General features: G+C 63.1%; 16 protein-coding genes. 6 read left to right on the top strand and 10 right to left on the bottom strand.

The window, feature by feature from the left end; all coding sequences use genetic code 11:
• Positions 1-244: 244 nt before the first annotated feature.
• From G4G27_RS11610 to G4G27_RS11595, 4 genes are all read right to left on the bottom strand, one after another.
• The gene (locus tag G4G27_RS11610) at positions 245-640 is read right to left on the bottom strand and encodes a VOC family protein (protein WP_183113463.1); all 396 of its coding nucleotides are present in this window, start codon (positions 638-640) and stop codon (positions 245-247) included.
• Positions 641-735: 95 nt separating this feature from the next.
• Positions 736-2,091 (bottom strand): amidohydrolase, encoded by a 1,356-nt coding sequence (locus G4G27_RS11605; protein ID WP_183113462.1) that lies wholly within the window; start codon positions 2,089-2,091, stop codon positions 736-738.
• 100 nt (positions 2,092-2,191) lie between these two features.
• On the bottom strand, positions 2,192-3,007 hold the full coding sequence (locus tag G4G27_RS11600) for a ferredoxin--NADP reductase (protein ID WP_244624660.1): 816 nt from the start codon (positions 3,005-3,007) through the stop codon (positions 2,192-2,194).
• Positions 3,004-3,438: a hypothetical protein gene (locus tag G4G27_RS11595; protein ID WP_183113461.1), complete on the bottom strand. Its 435-nt coding sequence runs from the start codon at positions 3,436-3,438 to the stop codon at positions 3,004-3,006. Before G4G27_RS11595 ends, G4G27_RS11600 begins: the two co-directional genes overlap by 4 nt.
• 162 nt (positions 3,439-3,600) lie before the next feature.
• Between G4G27_RS11595 and uvrB the strand changes: the two genes are divergently transcribed.
• Positions 3,601-5,799, top strand: coding sequence for an excinuclease ABC subunit UvrB (gene uvrB / locus G4G27_RS11590; RefSeq protein ID WP_183113460.1), 2,199 nt, complete (start codon positions 3,601-3,603; stop codon positions 5,797-5,799).
• Entirely contained in the window at positions 5,796-6,272 is a 477-nt protein-coding gene (locus tag G4G27_RS11585) for a hypothetical protein (RefSeq protein WP_183113459.1), read from the top strand. Before uvrB ends, G4G27_RS11585 begins: the two co-directional genes overlap by 4 nt.
• 21 nt (positions 6,273-6,293) lie before the next feature.
• Here the strand turns inward: G4G27_RS11585 and G4G27_RS11580 are convergent, their stop codons facing one another.
• On the bottom strand, positions 6,294-6,683 hold the full coding sequence (locus G4G27_RS11580) for a PRC-barrel domain-containing protein (RefSeq protein WP_183113458.1): 390 nt from the start codon (positions 6,681-6,683) through the stop codon (positions 6,294-6,296).
• Between the two features lie 51 nt (positions 6,684-6,734).
• A complete protein-coding gene (locus G4G27_RS11575) occupies positions 6,735-8,009 on the bottom strand; it encodes an MFS transporter (protein WP_183113457.1) in 1,275 nt (424 codons plus the stop codon).
• A 105-nt stretch (positions 8,010-8,114) separates the two neighbouring features.
• Between G4G27_RS11575 and G4G27_RS11570 the strand changes: the two genes are divergently transcribed.
• Complete coding sequence (locus tag G4G27_RS11570) at positions 8,115-8,648, top strand: hypothetical protein (RefSeq protein WP_183113456.1); 534 nt, start codon at positions 8,115-8,117, stop codon at positions 8,646-8,648.
• Between the two features lie 775 nt (positions 8,649-9,423).
• Positions 9,424-11,007, top strand: a complete 1,584-nt coding sequence (locus G4G27_RS11565; RefSeq protein WP_183113455.1) for an amidase — start codon at positions 9,424-9,426, stop codon at positions 11,005-11,007.
• A 25-nt stretch (positions 11,008-11,032) separates the two neighbouring features.
• Here the strand turns inward: G4G27_RS11565 and G4G27_RS11560 are convergent, their stop codons facing one another.
• The gene (locus G4G27_RS11560; RefSeq protein WP_183113454.1) at positions 11,033-11,488 is read right to left on the bottom strand and encodes a DUF2721 domain-containing protein; all 456 of its coding nucleotides are present in this window, start codon (positions 11,486-11,488) and stop codon (positions 11,033-11,035) included.
• Positions 11,489-11,598: 110 nt separating this feature from the next.
• On the opposite strand from G4G27_RS11560, the gene G4G27_RS11555 reads away from it, so the two are divergent.
• A complete protein-coding gene (locus tag G4G27_RS11555; RefSeq protein WP_244624659.1) occupies positions 11,599-12,717 on the top strand; it encodes a GNAT family N-acetyltransferase in 1,119 nt (372 codons plus the stop codon).
• 42 nt (positions 12,718-12,759) lie between these two features.
• Here the strand turns inward: G4G27_RS11555 and trmB are convergent, their stop codons facing one another.
• On the bottom strand, positions 12,760-13,440 hold the full coding sequence (gene trmB / locus G4G27_RS11550; protein ID WP_183113452.1) for a tRNA (guanosine(46)-N7)-methyltransferase TrmB: 681 nt from the start codon (positions 13,438-13,440) through the stop codon (positions 12,760-12,762).
• A gap of 191 nt (positions 13,441-13,631) precedes the next feature.
• On the opposite strand from trmB, the gene G4G27_RS11545 reads away from it, so the two are divergent.
• Positions 13,632-13,829 carry a hypothetical protein gene (locus G4G27_RS11545; RefSeq protein ID WP_183113451.1) on the top strand — a complete coding sequence of 66 codons (198 nt, stop codon included), beginning with the start codon at positions 13,632-13,634 and terminating at the stop codon, positions 13,827-13,829.
• A 37-nt stretch (positions 13,830-13,866) separates the two neighbouring features.
• Here G4G27_RS11545 and metK read toward each other — a convergent pair whose 3' ends face one another.
• Together metK and lnt are read right to left on the bottom strand one after the other, a co-directional pair.
• Positions 13,867-15,084 carry a methionine adenosyltransferase gene (metK, locus tag G4G27_RS11540; protein WP_183113450.1) on the bottom strand — a complete coding sequence of 406 codons (1,218 nt, stop codon included), beginning with the start codon at positions 15,082-15,084 and terminating at the stop codon, positions 13,867-13,869.
• Between the two features lie 72 nt (positions 15,085-15,156).
• A complete protein-coding gene (gene lnt, locus G4G27_RS11535) occupies positions 15,157-16,737 on the bottom strand; it encodes an apolipoprotein N-acyltransferase (RefSeq protein WP_244624658.1) in 1,581 nt (526 codons plus the stop codon).
• Positions 16,738-16,751: the final 14 nt, after the last annotated feature.

Here is a 16,751-nt window from a genome sequence, read left to right as displayed (position 1 = left end):
GCGCAGGTAGCGCAGCGTCAGTCCCAGTTTTTGCGACAATAAGAAAGAGCGCGCCGGCATAATCCCGGCAAGGGATGACGTGCGCCATCCGGTGTGATGGTTGAATCGCCGCCAGTGACAGAATTGGGGGAGCGGCTGCAAAGAGAGGCGGCGGGAGATATAGGACACCGGTTGTGTCACATCTTTCTTCCGTCGCCGCCCTGATAAGTATATTTTATATCAGATACTTACTGGCAATATCCGCCTATTCCTCTCCGGTGCGGTAGGCGCAGAATTTATTGCCGTCGGGATCGCGGAAATAGGCGCCATAAAAGGCCTGGTCGCCGACTCCGCCGCGCAGGCCAGGTGCGCCCTCGTCGCTGCCGCCGAGTTCGATCGCTTTGTGGTAGATCGCATCGACTTGCGCGCGGCTGTCCGCCATCAGCGCGACCATCGTGCCATTGCCGGCTGATGCGGTGCCGCCGTCATAGGGTCGCGTCACGGCGAGCATCGGCTTATCGCGCCCCGCACCGTATAGCGTGAACCCGCGCGTGTCGGGCATCGTCAACAGCCGCTTGCCGCCCATCGCGCTGGCCAGCCCGTCGTAAAAAACCAGCGCCCGATCGAGGTCGTTGGTACCGAGTGTCGCATAGCCAATCATAATATCGCTCCTATGACAGGCAACTTGTCGTCGCCCCTTTTTATAATTGCCGTGAGGACGGCGTGCCTGGCCGCCGCCGGTGGCGCACTACCTCGTCATTTACCCTTGGTGGCGCCAGCCGGCTTCATCAGGTCCAAAGTCGCCGCGGTCATCGCCACCGCGCCGGTTATGATGGCAGGTTCGGGCGTGATCTTGAACAGCGGCGAGTGATGCGACGCCACGGCCGGGCCACCATGGGCGGCCGCGTCAAGCGCGGCCTGTGGCGTGCCGCCGACCGAGAAATAATAACCCTTCACGCCGGTATCGGCTGCGACCAGATAAGCGAAATCCTCCGCGCCCATGCCTTTTTGCGTGAAGGGCCGGAATGCCGCGTCGCCCAGCACTGCCTTCATGACGCCATTGAGGCGTCGCGCGAGGTCGCCGTCGTTGCTGGTCACGCCGGTTCCCTCGACCAGCTTCACTACCGGCATCTTGTCCTGCGGCATGCCGTTGAGCTCGCCGATGCCGTGCGCGATGCGCTTGATGCCGTCGAGCAATTGTTTGCGTTCGGCTTCGTCATTGGCGCGTACCGTCACTTGCAGCCGTGCCTCGTCCGAGATGATGTTGTGTTTCAGGCCGGCATGGAACGAGCCGACGGTGATGACGCCGGGTTCCAGCGGTTGGCGCTCGCGGCTGATCAGGCCCTGCAGCGCGATCACCAACTGCGACGCCATATAGATCGGATCCTTGCCCATATGCGGGCTGGCGCCATGCGCACCGATGCCGGGAACAATGATGTCGACCGAGTCCGACGACGAATATTGGATGCTCTCCGAAGCCGAGACCATGCCGGTCGGCAGTTCGGCATCGACATGGAAGGCAAGCGCATAATCGGGCTTGGGAAAACGGGTATAGAGCCCGTCGGCGATCATCGCGCGTGCGCCGCCAATCCGTTCTTCGGCGGGCTGGACGACGAAGACGATCGTCCCGGCCCAGCGGTCGCGCAGCGCCGCGAGCCGGCGCGCGGTCGCGACCATCGCGGTGATATGCGTGTCGTGACCACAGGCATGGGTGACCGGCACCTCGACCCCGTCCACGCCGACCTGGCGCACCTTCGACGCGTTGGGCAGACCGGATTTCTCCTCGACCGGCAAGCCATCCATATCGGCGCGGATCAGCACGGTCGGTCCCGCGCCGTTTTTGAGCACGCCGACCACGCCGGTACCCCCGACCTTCTCGGTCACGACCATGCCGGGAACCGCCTTGAGCTCGGCGGCCATGCGCGCGGCGGTGTTTACTTCCTTAAATGAAAGCTCGGGATTGCGGTGGAACCAGTCGAACAGCTTTGCGAGGTCGTGGTCGGAATCCGCCTTCACCGCTGCGACATAATCGGGTGGTGCGGGCGTGGTCTGCGCAAATGCCGGCTGAGCCAGCACGCAGGCGGCAATGGCGGTGACGAACAGGCGACGCATTATTTTCTCCCCCGAGCAGGCGAGCAGCGTAGCGGATGCGGTTTGGGTGTCGAGTCGGTTGCGAAAAGCTTGTCGCCCTCGCGTGGCGATGGCGGCGAGATCAGTCGACGAAGGCGCGTTCGATCACGAAGCGGCCTGGATTGGCGTTCGATCCCTCGTCGAAGCCGATCGATTCGAGCATCGCACCAAGGTTGCGGATCATCCCGGTGCTGCCGCACAGCATCACTCGATCGGTCGCCGGGTCGAGCGCGCGCGGACCGCCGATCGGCGGGCCGAACAAAATGCCATTGTCGATCAAGCCATCGATCCGCCCGGCGGTGTGGAAGGCTTCGCGAGTGCAGGTCGGGATATAGTGGAATTGCAGCAGTGCCTGATCGCCGACCAACGGATCTCCCGCCAGTTGCGCGGTCAGTTCGTCACGATAGGCGAGGTCGCTGACTCGCCGCACACAGTGCACCAGAACGACCTGCGCAAAGCGATCATAGAGGTCCGGGTCGCGCGCCAGGCTGAGAAACGGCGCCAGTCCCGTGCCGGTAGAGAACAGGAACAGCCGGCTGCCCGGAAGCAGTGCGTCGCACACCAAGGTCCCGGTCGGCTTGCGGCCGAGATAGACCTGGTCGCCGGCATGGATCGTCTGCAGCCGCCCGGTCAATGGGCCATCCGGCACCTTGATCGACAGGAATTCCAGCTCATCGGCATAGGCTGGGCTGGCAATCGAATAGGCGCGCATCAGCGGGCGTGCTTCGCCCGGCAGGCCGATCATTACGAACTCGCCGGAACGGAAGCGGAAACTGGCCGGCCGCTCGATCGCGAAGCTGAACAGATGCTCGTTCCAGTGCCGCACCCAGCGCACGTCGCTGGTCGCGAAGGCCGGGTGATCGGGGATAAGCTGGGGCGTGCGGACGTACATGTTCATGATCGTGTGTCGTCTCTGCGATGGGGAAGGGCGGGGATGGGGAAGACGGTGCCGACCCGTTCGACTGCGAGCATCAGGCAGAGGACGGCATCCTCCGCGACCAGTCCGGCGGCATGACGCCGCAGCAGCGCCGCATCGGCCGCGCGGCAGGCCGAGAACAGGGCGAGCAGCCGTGCCTCATCGTCAGCGACCAGCGCATGGCCAGGCGGTGCGAAGCGCAGTTGTGCGAGTCCGTCGATGTTGAGCGCCGCCATTGCCATGCCGAAGTCCGGCAGCGCCTCCACCACGCCCTGTTTCGCGAACGGCATGCGCAGCGCGGCGCAGGAGCAGCGGCCCGCTGACGACGCCTCGACCCATATTCGCATTGCCGCGACGAGGAACGCCATGTCGTCGTCGAGCTGAGTCAGCGGACGATCGATGAAACGGTACATGGCTGATCTCCTGCTCGACGACAAAAGCGCAGCTATCGATAATGCGAGTAAGTCGCAATAGCTTTTTTAGGCAAAAGCGTTGATCCGACGTTCGCGAAAGGTTCGCATATCATCGGCAACGAGCGCGTTGCCGAGCGCCGCTTGCGACCCCATATTCGCCCCATGGCAATTCAGATTCGCACCAGTCTCGACGAGCCCGAAACCGGGCAGAGTTTCATCCCGCATCGTCCCGCGCGCCCGCCCAAGGTGGAGGGCGGCAAGGCGTTCAAGCTGGTCAGCGAATATACGCCCTCCGGCGATCAGCCGACCGCGATCGCCGAACTGGTCGAACAGACCCAGGCGGGTGAGCGCGACCAGGTGCTGCTCGGCGTTACCGGTTCGGGCAAGACCTTCACCATGGCCAAGGTGATCGAAGCGGTGCAGCGCCCCGCGCTAATCCTCGCGCCGAACAAGATCCTCGCCGCCCAGCTTTATGGCGAGTTCAAATCGTTCTTCCCTGAAAACGCGGTCGAATATTTCGTCAGCTATTACGACTATTACCAGCCCGAGGCCTATGTCGCGCGCTCGGACACGTACATCGAGAAGGAAAGCTCGACCAACGAATCGATCGACCGGATGCGCCATGCCGCAACCCGGTCGCTGCTCGAACGCGACGATGTGATCATCGTCGCCTCGGTATCGTGCCTCTATGGCATCGGCTCGGTCGAGACCTATTCGGCGATGATTTTCGACCTCAAGAAGGGGCAGTCGGTCGATCAGCGTGAGATCGTGCGCAAGCTTGTCGCACTGCAATACAAGCGCAACGACGCGGCGTTCCAGCGCGGCAATTTCCGCGTGAAGGGAGACAATCTCGAAATCTTCCCGTCGCATTATGAGGACACTGCGTGGCGCGTGTCCTTCTTCGGTGACGATATCGAGGAGATCGTCGAGTTCGACCCGCTGACCGGCAAGAAGGTCGCTAGCCTCGACTATGTCCGGGTCTACGCCAACTCGCACTATGTAACGCCGGGGCCGACGCTGAAACAGGCGATGGAGGCGATCAAGTTCGAGCTCGCGGAGCGGCTCAAGGAATTGGTGCCCGAAGGGAAACTGCTCGAGGCGCAGCGGCTCGAACAACGTACCAATTTCGATCTCGAGATGATCGCCGCGACTGGCTCTTGCGCAGGGATCGAGAATTATTCGCGCTTCCTGACCGGACGGATGCCGGGCGAGCCTCCTCCCACCTTGTTTGAATATCTACCCGATAATGCCTTGTTATTCGTCGATGAAAGCCACGTCACGATCGGCCAGATCAACGGCATGTCGCGCGGCGATCACCGCCGCAAGCTGACGCTTGCCGAATATGGCTTTCGTTTGCCCAGCGCGATCGACAACCGCCCGCTGCGCTTCAACGAATGGGAAGCGATGCGGCCGCAAACCACCTATGTCTCGGCGACGCCGGGCGGCTGGGAAATGGAGCAGACTGGCGGCGTTTTCGCCGAACAGGTGATCCGCCCGACCGGACTGATCGACCCGCCGATCGAGATCAAGCCGGTCGAGGAACAGGTCCAGGACCTGATCGTCGAGGCGAAGAAGACCGCCGAGGCCGGCTATCGCACGCTGGTGACGACCTTGACCAAGCGCATGGCCGAGGATCTGACCGAGTTCATGCACGAGGCGGGACTCAAGGTCCGCTACATGCATTCGGACGTCGAGACGTTGGAAAGAATCGAGCTGATCCGCGATCTTAGGCTTGGGGTCTATGATGTGCTGGTAGGTATCAACTTGCTCCGTGAAGGGCTCGATATTCCCGAATGCGGGCTGGTCGCGATCCTCGATGCCGATAAGGAAGGATTCCTGCGCTCCGAAACCTCGCTGATCCAGACGATCGGTCGCGCCGCGCGTAACGTCGATGGCCGCGTGATCCTCTATGCCGACCGCATCACCGGCTCGATGGAGCGGGCGATGAACGAGACCGGGCGCCGGCGTGAGAAGCAGCTCGCCTATAATGAAGAGCATGGCATCACGCCGCAGACCATCCGCCGCAATATCGGCGACATTATCAAGGATGTGTCGCAGCGCGACCAGGTCACGATCGAGATCGACGAAGACCGGCCGCACATGGTTGGGCATAACCTCCGCGCCTATATTGAGGACCTGGAAAAGCAGATGCGCGCCGCCGCAGCCGATCTGGAATTCGAAACTGCCGGCCGCCTGCGCGACGAGATCCGCCAGTTGGAGCAGGAAGAGCTCGGTCTGCCGGTCGATCAGCGGAAAGCACCGATGATGGGCCGCTCGAACGAGGGCAAGCCGGGCACGCGCAAGACGCGCTACGGCAAGAGCCAAAAGATGCGGATGGGCGGGGGCGGGCGGCGCTCTTGAGGGCTGCCGTCATTCTCGGTCTTTTAGCGCTTTCAGCGTGTGATCGCTCCGCGATATCCCGCGCGCATGAGGTGCCTGAACGAGGATGGTATTTCGACGATACCAAACCCGGCCTATTGCGCCTTACTTACGGAATTGGCGACGGATCGAATGCCGTGTTCGTCGGCATATGCAATGAGCGCCAGCCCGCGTTCTTCCTCACCAACAGCGGCCGCCCGGATGATATCCAAAGCTTTGACCTTCAGATAGACGCTTGGCGGGTTACATTTGACGTGCAGGGTGGTGAGACCGCCAACAGTCTGTTCATCTTGCCTGGCGAACAATCGGAGCGTGGTGATGCGATCGAGCAGCTTGCCGACCGGCTCGCAGCCGCGCGAAACGAGATTGTGTTTTCGGGTGCGAAGGGCTGGCGCAAGCAAGTGCCGGCCAGCCCGCTCATTTCACGCTTCGTGAAAGCTTGTCGAGCAAGATAAGGCAGCCGGGAGCGATATCGCTCAGATCGACGCCGAGACGCCGAGCGACAGGTCTTCCTTGCCGACGCCATAATAGCTTGCCACCCGGTCGGCATAAGCCTGGTCGAACACCGGCGCGTTCGCCGCCCAGCTTGGGCCGCCTTCGAGTACGCGGCGGTCGATCGTCACGATATACGTGTCGGCGACGGCATCGAACGAGAGCAGACCGAAGGGCAGGGGGTAATAGGCTTTGCCCATTCCCAGGAAGCCACCGATCGTCAGCACGGCATAAACCGCCTGGCCGCTGCGCTTGTTGATCATGAAGGCGTAAACGGAACCGATCTTGTCGCCGTCGCGGCTGCGCACTGGCATCACGTCGACCTTGTTCGACTGGATCAGCAACTGGGTCGGTTCGTCTGACGCTTTGGACATCGGATTTCCTTTTGGTGTCGTTGCCGAAACAACCTCATGGCGGTGAGGTTCCTAGTCTTCCTCGATCAGGCTGGTGCGCTTTGTTTCGGGCAGCATCAGGAAACCGATCGTGGCGAGGCCGATGATGATCGTGACATACCAATAGAAGCCTGCCTCGACCCCTTCCGATTTGAACCAGAGCGCGACGAATTCCGCGGTCCCGCCGAACGCGGCATTGCCGATCGCATAAGGCAGGGCGACGCCCAGTGCGCGAATATGTGCCGGGAACAGTTCCGCTTTGATCAGCGCACTGATCGAGGTGTAGGCCGACAGCAGGGTCAGCGGAATCAGGATCAGCCCGAACGCGACCAGCGGGGTGCTGGCCGCTGCGAGGGCATGGAATATCGGCACCGACACCGCCATACCGCCAACGCCGAACAGCAGTAGATAGGGCTTGCGTCCATGCCGGTCGGCAAGGTGCCCAAACAGCGGCTGGATGCACATGAACACGATCAGCGCCGCGGTCATGATCAGCGTCGATGTCTGCTTGTCGAAGCCCGTCGTGTTGACCAGGAATTTCTGCATGTACGTTGTGTAGGCATAGAAGGCCAAGCTGCCGCCGGCGGTGATCGCGGCGACGATCAGGAACTCGCGCGGATGCGCGCGCCACAGCGCCAGCGCGCCGGATTTCGGCCGATCCTTCGCGAGCGCCTCGAACGAAGCCGTCTCGGAGAGCCGGCGGCGCAGGATATAGACGCCGAGCGCCAGCGCCGCGCCGAGGAAGAAGGCGACGCGCCAGCCCCATGCCTCCATCGCTGCCTCGCTGAGCAACGCCTGGAGGATCAACGTGACGCCGAGCGCGGTCAGCTGTCCGCCGATCAGCGTGACATATTGGAAGCTCGACCAGAAACCGCGCCGGTCCCGCGTCGCCATTTCCGACAGATAGGTCGCGCTGGCGCCATATTCGCCGCCGACCGACAGCCCCTGGATCATCCGGGCGATCACCAGGATCGCGGGCGCGGCAACGCCGATCGTCGCATAGCCGGGGGTCAGTGCGATCATCAGCGATCCGGCGCACATCAACCCGACCGACAATGCCAGCCCGGCCTTGCGCCCATGATTGTCGGCATAACGGCCCATGATCCACGCGCCGATCGGCCGCATCAGGAAGCCGACCGCGAATACGGCGGCGGTGTTGAGAAATTGCGCCGTCTGGTCGCCCTTGGGAAAGAAGGTCGCGGCGAAATAGATGCTCATCGCGGTATAGGCGTACCAGTCGTACCATTCGACGAGATTGCCGGCCGATCCGCCGATGATCGATTTCAGTCGCTTCGCATCCAATGCCATGTCTGGCCTCCCCTGGTCCGCTACGTCGTCCATCCCGCCGCATCCGCGCAAGGAAATTGTCGTTAGCATGGTTGAGCGTACCGCAGGCTTCGCCCATAGAAGGCCATGCGTTCGCTTCCCATCCTCGCCCTGCTCGTCGTACTGAGCAGCTGCGTAGGCCCACCCACGCCCGCACCACGCCCGATTCCCCGCCCCGTGCCGGTCCAGACCCCTGCGCCAATGCCGACGCCCGTACCGCTCGGCAGCGACTGGCGCGACTGGCCGGTGACGCCCGGCGACTGGACCTATCGTCAGGATGCACGCGGCTCCATCGCGCTGTACGGCGTGCCCGGCGCCGATGCAGTGCTGAGCCTGCGCTGCGACCGTGATGCCGGTGCGGTCTATCTCGCACGCGCCGGAACCGCGACCGGCGCGGTACCGATCACGATCCGCACCTCGACGGTGATGCGCACGCTCAATACGACCCAGACCAATGGCACGCCGGCCTGGCTCGCCGCGCCGCTGGCGCCGCGTGACAGCTTGCTCGACGCAATGGGTTTCAGTCGTGGCCGCTTCGTCGTGCAGCAAGCCGGTTTTCCGACTTTGGTCGTGCCGGCCTGGCCTGAAATCCTCCGCGTGACCGAGGATTGCCGCCGCTAAGGGTCCGTGCTTGGCGGGGAAATGCTGTTCGCTTCGCGCGTTATGGCGCGAGAGGAGGCGAAACGATGATCCGCAAGCTGAAGTCCGGCGAGGATCGGCTCTATTCGCAGAAGACGACGAGAAGACCGGCAAGCGCCGCAATCTCGGCACGTGCGACACGCGCGCGGCGGCGGAAAAGCACGAACGCGACGTGCAATATTTCAAGCGGCATTGAGGATGGAGAGCGGGCGCATCCTGATCCGCTCAGCGAAACGCATCCGGCCGATTTCGGCGACGAAAGAGATTCGTCGAAAACAGAATGAATTACAAGACTTGTATATGTGATTCGGATGATTCACATAGAGGGCGTACCCAAGCAGGGTGCGCCGTTTCAACAAGCGAAAGGAGGTGATCCGATGTCTCATGGTTCAGCAATGGGGTCGGTTCAGTTCGTTCGGGGGACGCGCCGCTAGGCTTTTTGGGATGACGGCGGGGGGTATTTTCCCCCAATCAACGTCGCCGTCTATCGGAGCTTAGCGGTTCGCATGGTCTCCCAAGCTGGAGCTTCCGGCCGCTGACCATGTCAGGAGGTTGCCGGGGTGCCGAACAGGCCCCCGGCAGCCTCTTTTCATTTTTGGGCTCCGCCAATTCAGTTCGTCAGCCGGCCTTTCGACTTCGCTCGAGACAGGCTTGTCCCGGCCGCCACCGTCCCGCACACTCGCCATATGATCATCGTCCGCAATTCTTGCGGCATAGTAGATGCCGAAACGGATTCGGCATGACGATTGGGGGCATCATGCGCGTTTTCCATCTCACCTTGCTTGCCGTCGCTGCGCTGGCTGCACCGCTTTCCGCCCAGACCGCGCCATTGGTCGAGGAACGCTCGATCCCCGAACTCCAGGCTGCCATGGCCAAGGGACGCGCTTCGAGCGAGGCGATCACCCGAGCCTATCTCGCGCGGGTCGCGGCGATGGATCGTACCGGTCCGACTTTGCGCGCGGTGATCGCGCTTAATCCCGATGCGCTGGCCCAGGCTCGCGCGAGCGATGCGCGGCGCAAGGCGGGGAAGCGGCTCGGCCCGCTCGACGGCATTCCAATCCTGATCAAGGACAATATCGAGACGCTCGATCCGATCGCCACCACGGCGGGCAGCCTCGCGCTCAAGGACAATGTTACGCACCGCGACGCACCGGTAGTCGCCGAGTTGCGCAAAGGGGGCGCGGTGATCCTGGGCAAGACCAACCTCAGCGAATGGGCCAATATCCGCTCGTCCAGCTCGATCAGCGGCTGGAGCGCGATCGGCGGACTGGTGCGCAACCCTTATGCGCTTGACCGCACCGCCTGCGGATCGTCGAGCGGATCGGGTGCGGCGATCGCGGCGAGTTTCGCGGCGGCCGCGCTCGGCACCGAAACCGATGGATCGGTCGCCTGCCCAGCATCGATGAACGGCCTTGCCGGGTTGAAGCCGACGGTCGGCTTGGTCAGTCGCACCCATGTCGTGCCGATCAGTCATAGCCAGGATACGCCCGGCCCGATGGCGCGCAGCGTGCGCGACGTGGCGATCCTGTTTTCCGCGATGGTCGCCGCCGACCCGGCCGATCCGGCGACTACGGACGCCGGCAAATATGTCCGCGACTATGCCAAAACGCTCTCGGTTGATGGCCTGCAAGGCGTACGGATTGCCGTCTTGCGCCCCGATATGCCGGCGGCGCTCAAGGCGAAATACGAGGCCGAACTGCTGGTGCTGAAAAAGGTCGGCGCGGTGTTGGTCGACGCGGAACAGCCCAAGCTCGACGGCATGGGTCAGGCCGAAGGCGATGTGCTCCATAGCGAACTCAAGGCCGATCTTGACGCCTATCTCGCTTCGACACCGGGAAGCGTGAAGACACGCACGCTCGATCAGGTCATCGCCTTTAACGAGGCGAACACATCGGCCGAAATGCCGTTCTTTGCGCAGGAGACGTTCCTGATTGCGGCAAAGACACGGGGTCTTGCCGACGCGGAATATCTCGGTGCGCGCGCCAAATCGCTACGGCTGGCCGGCGCGGAGGGGATCGATGCGATTCTCAAGACCGCCAGGGCGACGATCATCGTCGCACCGACCTATGGCCTGCCCTGGCTGAGCGACAGCGTGTCGGGCGACAATTTCAGCGGGCCGAGCGCCAGCGAATTGCCCGCGATCTCGGGGTATCCGCACCTCACCGTGCCGATGGGGCTGGTGAAAGGATTGCCGGTCGGCATATCGTTTATCGCAACGGCCCATGGCGACCAGGCGGTGTTGAACGCGGGTTATGCCTATGAGCAGGCGAGCAAGGCGCGTATCGCGCCAAAATATCTGCCGGTGGCGGATGTCGGGCCGGGATTGGATGGTGTGCGATAGGACCCACACGAAGTGAGGATCAGTCCTAATCCTTTTCCAGCAATTCCGGTCGGATATGGATCGCGGTCAGCGACATGCGCACTTCGATCAGGAACGAGATCAGCGCGGCGATCAGCAACGCCATAGCCAGGATGAACGAGATCGCGACCACCGTGCCGATGTGAAGCTTGACCAACTCGGCGACGAACAGGCCGGCGACGACGAGGCAGGTCATGACCGCGCTCGACACTGCCAGCACCAGTGCCCGGTTGATCACCGTCATGCGCCGATCGAGCAGGCGCAATTCCCACACATGGCGGTCATGCTCCGGCCCGGTCGAACGCGGGTGGAGTTGCTCGATCGCGCGCGCCCGGTCGACCACGCGCGACAGCCTACCGGCGAGCACGTTGAGCAATGCGCCGATACCGGCAAGCATGAATACCGGGCTGAGTGACAGCTGGATCGTCTGTGCGATGGTGGTGACGGCGGGGGTCGAGAACATCACGGGGTTCTGACGTGCATAAGGGCGCGCGGTCAAGCGCAGCGGTGGATGTCGCGCGTGACACCGCTTGGTAACGCCTCGCCGCTATAGCCGCGGGCATGAACAAGCCGATGCTCCTCGACGACTTCGTCCGCTTGCCCGCCGCGACGCGCGCCGTTGCGCTCGACGGGCTGTCCGGACTGCTCGACATGGTCGCCGAAGCCGCGCCCGAGACGCATCGTTTCCTGCGCTACCAATGGTTCGCCGCCGCCTTGCTCGCTTATGGCGGCGCGGCGCGCACGATCGTGGTCGAGGAAGATGGCAATCCCGTGATCGCGCTGCCTATGGTGCGGTTCGGCCCCGGCCCGGCGCGGCTCGCCGCGGTGCCCGGTTGTTATTGGCCGTTCCGTAGTTTTCCCGCCGCTGCCGTGGCTGATCGGCCCCATTTCGAGGCGCTGATCGAGCGGCTCGGCGCGGAGGTCAATGCGCTGCGCATCGGCCCGGTTTATGATGGCGATCCTTCGCTCGAACCGCTACTCAGGGTCGCACGCGCCAAGAATTGGGTGGTGCTCGACCGCTTCGTCGCCGACTCCTATTTGCTCGACATGAATGCGGCGCGGGCCGAGGGTATCTGGCCGCGCAACTCGACCTTGCGCAAGAACCGTTTCCACGAAAAGCATCTCGGCGATCACGGCGCGCTCGACTGGCGTTTCCTGAGCGGCGCGGATTGGGGGGAGGGCGGTTTCGACGCGCTCGCCGCGATCGAAGAAAAAAGCTGGATCGCCGCGCGCACCGACGGCAGCGACGCGAAATTCACCGAGACCGGGCACGGCGCCTTCTGGCGCGCCGCCGCCGCGGATCCGGCACTGGCGGAAATGATGTGGGCGGCGTTGCTCACCGTCGATGGCGCGCCGTCGGCCTTCTCGTTCGACGTCAATGCCGGCGCGCTTAAATACGCCATCGCCAACAGTTATGATCCCGCCTTTGGCAAGCATTCGCCGGGCAAATTGCTTTATTACCGCAACCTCGTCCGCGCGCTGGACGATGGCATCACCACGGTCGACTGGGGCGCTGGCGACAGCGGTTACAAGCGCGTCATAGGCGCCGACAAGGGGCCGGCGATCCGCGACTGGCTGATCGTGCGGCCGGGGCTGCCCGCCATTTTCGGCCGCGCGTTGAAGAGCGTGTGGGAGCGGAGCGGCAATGCGCCCGCGCGCAATCCCGTTGCTGCCGCGCATGAGGCCGATTGAGCGGTCATTATCGGGCTGGCTGATTCGTGCGACTGCGCGCGCTTACCGACGAATATATCGGAAGTACCAGACCTCATGCCCCTGTCGGCGCGCCTTGCGTTCGTAGCGGGTTTCCGGCCAATCGGCCGGGCGTTCGAGGAAGTCGCGCGGGTGCTCAGCCTGCCACTCGAAATCGCGGCGCGTGTTCATCACCTTCATTGCCCAGCGGCAATAGGTCGGGTCGTCAGTGCCGAGCCGGAACTCGGCGCCGGGTTTCAGCTTCGCGGCGATCAGGTCGAGCGGACCGTGATTGACCATGCGGCGCTTGGCGTGGCGCGCCTTGCGCCACGGATCGGGATGAAGCAGGAACAAGCGTTCGAGGCTGGCATCGGGTAAGCGTTCGAGCACCTCCAGCGCGTCACCCATATGCAGCCGGACATTGTCCAGTTCGCGATCGCGGATATGGCCGAGCGCCCCGACCACACCATTGAGGAAGGGTTCGCAGCCGATAAAGCCCATCTCCGGGTTCGCCTCGGCCTGCGCAGCGAGATGTTCGCCCGCGCCGAAGCCGATCTCGAACGCCATGGGGCGGTCGGCGCCGAAAAGCGACGCCGCATTGACCGGGCCTTCGTCCGGAACACTGAGCGCGGCGAGCGTGTCCTCGACCAGCGCCGCCTGGCCGAGGCGGAGTTTATGGCCTTGTCGGCGGCCGTAAAGGCGGCGGATGGAGACGGGATCGTTCATGCGACGCTCCGGAAACATTACAAAAATGTCATTATTTGGGTCATGGTTAAGCGGATATTGCCGTGATATTGGGCTGCTGCCGCCGATTCGTTGTGCACTGCGGCAAATTTACTGCAAACTTCATTGTTGGCTTGGGGCAAGAGGGTGCGGATCACATCCTTCCACCTTCGGTTAGTGGAAACGAGCAACGCATGAAAATCGCACTCGCCATTATTCTGATTTTGGTCGTGCTTGGCGCGGTCGGGTATTTAACCATGCGCAGCCGGGCGCCGCGCAAGCGGCGGTCGCAATTCTTTTCGCACACGTTCGACAATAGCGGCGCCGGGAAAGTGCCGGACGTGTCGCACGCCCACGAGAGCGACCGGATCGAGCCTGAGATCAAGGCATAGCCTCCGGCTCGTTTCGAGCCGGAGGCTATGCTGCTGCTCAGGCGACCGCCGCTTTCAGACGATCGACGAGATCGGTCTTTTCCCAAGTGAAATACTCGCCCTCGGGCGTGCGGCCGAAATGGCCGTATGCGGCGGTCTTCTGATAGATCGGTGCGTTGAGCTTGAGGTGCTCGCGGATGCCCTTGGGGGTCAACCGAACCAACTGCGGCAGCACTTCTTCAAGCTTCGCTTCGGAAACCTTGCCGGTGCCGTGAGTATCGACATAAACCGACAGCGGCTCGGCAATCCCGATCGCATAGCTCAGCTGGATCGTGCAGCGCCGCGCGAGGCCCGCGGCGACAACATTCTTCGCCAGATAGCGCGCGACATAAGCGGCGGAGCGATCGACTTTGGTCGGATCCTTGCCGGAGAAGGCGCCGCCGCCATGCGGTGCCGCGCCGCCATAGGTGTCGACGATGATCTTGCGGCCGGTGACGCCCGCGTCACCGTCGGGCCCGCCGATTTCGAACCGGCCGGTGGGGTTGACGTAGATCGCGGTCTCGTCGGTGATAAAGCCTTCGGGCAGCACATCGTTGAACACGCCGACGACATAGTCGCGCAGTTCCTTGTACTTGGCCGGATCGCCTTCGTTGTTGTGGAAGAAGTAGCCGGGTGCATGCTGAGTCGAAACGACCAGCGCGGTCGCGCGAACCGGCACTTCATTCTCGTAAGCGAGCGTCACCTGGCTCTTCGCGTCGGGCTCGAGGAACGGCACGACCTTGTTGTGGCGGTCATAAGCGAGCTGCTCGAGGATGCGGTGGGAATAATAGAGCGTGGCGGGCAGCAGGTCGGGTGTCTCGTCGGTCGCGTAACCGAACATGATGCCCTGATCGCCGGCGCCCTCATCCTTGTTGCCGCTCTCGTCCACGCCCATCGCGATATGCTCGGACTGACCGTGCAGGCGGTTGATGAATTCGAACGTGTTCCAGTGGAACTGATCCTGCTCGTAACCGATGCGCTTGACCGTCGCGCGGACTGTGGCCTCGATCTCCTCGAGCGCGCCGGGCGCCCATTCGCCATTCTCATATACGCCCTTGCAGCGGATCTCACCGGCGAGCACGACCAGATTGGTGGTGGTCAGCGTCTCGCAAGCGATACGCGCATAGGGGTCCTTGGACAGGAACAGGTCGACGACCGAGTCCGAAATCTGATCCGCGACCTTGTCGGGATGGCCTTCCGAAACCGATTCGGACGTGAAGAGAAACGAAGCGCGCATCAATCTACCCTCGGCTGAAGCGGGTTCCGGCAAGCCGAAACCGCATATAAAGCTTTCCTTATATGGCGGGCACTAGCGAGACCATCGCCTTATGGCAACGGCCAACAGCAGCATTGCCGCGGCGACAAGGAACGCCATGAGGTTGCCGACCCGCGCGAAAATCGTCGGAGCATGGGCCGGGGGGATGGCCAGTTCGATTGCGCCCGCGGTTTCTGCGGGTACGCTGGCCAGGACACGGCCTTCAGCATCGATGATCGCCGAAATGCCGGTCGGTGTCGCGCGGATGATCGGCAGGCCTTCCTCGATCGCGCGCAGTCGTGCCTGGGCGAGATGTTCGGGCGGGCCCCACGGGCCGTACCATGCATCGTTCGACGGGTTGAAGATCACCGCGGGACGATGCGCGCGATCGACGGTCTGGCCGGAAAAGATGATCTCGTAGCAAATCTGTATCCCGACCGAGCCGAAATGAGGCAGGTCGAGCGCATGCGGGCCGGGACCATCGAGGAAATCGAAGTCGCCGGGCACGAGCCGCGACAGCCCGATTCTGGAAAGGATCGGGCGCGCGGGAAGATATTCGCCGTAGGGCACGAGATGCGCCTTGTCATAACGCCCCAGCAGGCGCGCGTCGGCGCCGATCGCAAAGACCGAATTGGTCCCGCCGATAACTTCGTCCCTGGCGTCGAATTTCAGGGAGTTGCCACCGGTGAGGACGATATCATTGGGGCCGAGAAGTGCTGCGATGCGTCGCCGCGTGACGTCGGCGCTGCCGCGCCAATAGGTATAGGACGGATAACCGTCTTCAAGCATGAAGCGGATCGCGCCTTCGGGCCAGACAAGCAGGCGCGGGGCAGGTCCGGGCGCGCCGCTGAGCGCCGCTAGTGCGCGGAAATTATTCTCCGCATAATTGGGGCCGGGCCGATCCTCCTCCGGAAGGTTGGGTTGAACGACACGAACGCGCGGGGCCGTCACATCGCCGCGTGGCGCATTCGGCCCGCCGATCCCGATCAGGGCGAGCAGCAGCGTGACACCGCCAAGTGGCGCCGCAAAGCGCCACCGCCCAAAGGCAAGCAGCATAGCCGCGCCGGCGACCGCGATGGTCAGGCCCGACAGCGCATAGGTGCCGACAATCGCGGCCACTCGGGCGACGCCGGGCAGCGGCACCCAGATCACACCGAGCGGATTCCACGGATAGCCGGTGAACATCGTCCCGCGCAGCCATTCGGCGACGATCCAGCTCGCGGCGAACACCAGAACGAAGCCGGTGCTTGGCGTGGTAGTCGAATCACCCACCGAGCGCGGGCTGGCGAAACGCCATGCAAGGCCCGCCGCGAGCATCGGATAGAGCGCCAGATAGAGCGACATCAGGACCACCGCGCCATAACCGAGCCAGTGGGGCATCGCGTCCTGAAATTCGAAGGCGTGCTGGATCCAGTTATTGCCCACCGTGAAATGAGCGACGCCGAACAACCAGCCGTTGAGCAGCGCCCGTTTCAGGCTGGGCGCGTCATGGATCAGCCACATCCATACCCCGAAACAGGCCAGAGCGATGGGCCAGAATTGCAGCGGGGCGAAGCCGGTCGCGGCAAGGCCGCCCAGCGCAAGCGAAAACAGGGCGGAGTAGCGCCTCGCAATGTGAATTTTCTTATCCGACAATGGCCGTTCTCACC

The sequence above is a fragment of the Sphingomonas sp. So64.6b genome (genome assembly GCF_014171475.1).
Taxonomy (GTDB): Bacteria; Pseudomonadota; Alphaproteobacteria; order Sphingomonadales; family Sphingomonadaceae; genus Sphingomonas; species Sphingomonas alpina_A.
This window is presented reverse-complemented; position numbering and strand designations above follow the sequence as displayed.

Bases quoted from the DNA above. Each gene is read 5' to 3' on its own strand.
- G4G27_RS11600 (WP_244624660.1), bottom strand. From the start codon at position 3,007: ATGAACATGTACGTCCGCACGCCCCAGCTTATCCCCGATCACCCGGCC.
- G4G27_RS11575 (WP_183113457.1), bottom strand. From the start codon at position 8,009: ATGGCATTGGATGCGAAGCGACTGAAATCGATCATCGGCGGATCGGCC.
- G4G27_RS11565 (WP_183113455.1), top strand. From the start codon at position 9,424: ATGCGCGTTTTCCATCTCACCTTGCTTGCCGTCGCTGCGCTGGCTGCA.
- G4G27_RS11560 (WP_183113454.1), bottom strand. From the start codon at position 11,488: ATGTTCTCGACCCCCGCCGTCACCACCATCGCACAGACGATCCAGCTG.
- G4G27_RS11545 (WP_183113451.1), top strand. From the start codon at position 13,632: ATGAAAATCGCACTCGCCATTATTCTGATTTTGGTCGTGCTTGGCGCG.
- G4G27_RS11610 (WP_183113463.1), bottom strand. From the start codon at position 640: ATGATTGGCTATGCGACACTCGGTACCAACGACCTCGATCGGGCGCTG.
- uvrB (WP_183113460.1), top strand. From the start codon at position 3,601: ATGGCAATTCAGATTCGCACCAGTCTCGACGAGCCCGAAACCGGGCAG.
- metK (WP_183113450.1), bottom strand. From the start codon at position 15,084: ATGCGCGCTTCGTTTCTCTTCACGTCCGAATCGGTTTCGGAAGGCCAT.
- trmB (WP_183113452.1), bottom strand. From the start codon at position 13,440: ATGAACGATCCCGTCTCCATCCGCCGCCTTTACGGCCGCCGACAAGGC.
- G4G27_RS11555 (WP_244624659.1), top strand. From the start codon at position 11,599: ATGCTCCTCGACGACTTCGTCCGCTTGCCCGCCGCGACGCGCGCCGTT.
- G4G27_RS11580 (WP_183113458.1), bottom strand. From the start codon at position 6,683: ATGTCCAAAGCGTCAGACGAACCGACCCAGTTGCTGATCCAGTCGAAC.
- G4G27_RS11605 (WP_183113462.1), bottom strand. From the start codon at position 2,091: ATGCGTCGCCTGTTCGTCACCGCCATTGCCGCCTGCGTGCTGGCTCAG.
- G4G27_RS11595 (WP_183113461.1), bottom strand. From the start codon at position 3,438: ATGTACCGTTTCATCGATCGTCCGCTGACTCAGCTCGACGACGACATG.
- G4G27_RS11570 (WP_183113456.1), top strand. From the start codon at position 8,115: ATGCGTTCGCTTCCCATCCTCGCCCTGCTCGTCGTACTGAGCAGCTGC.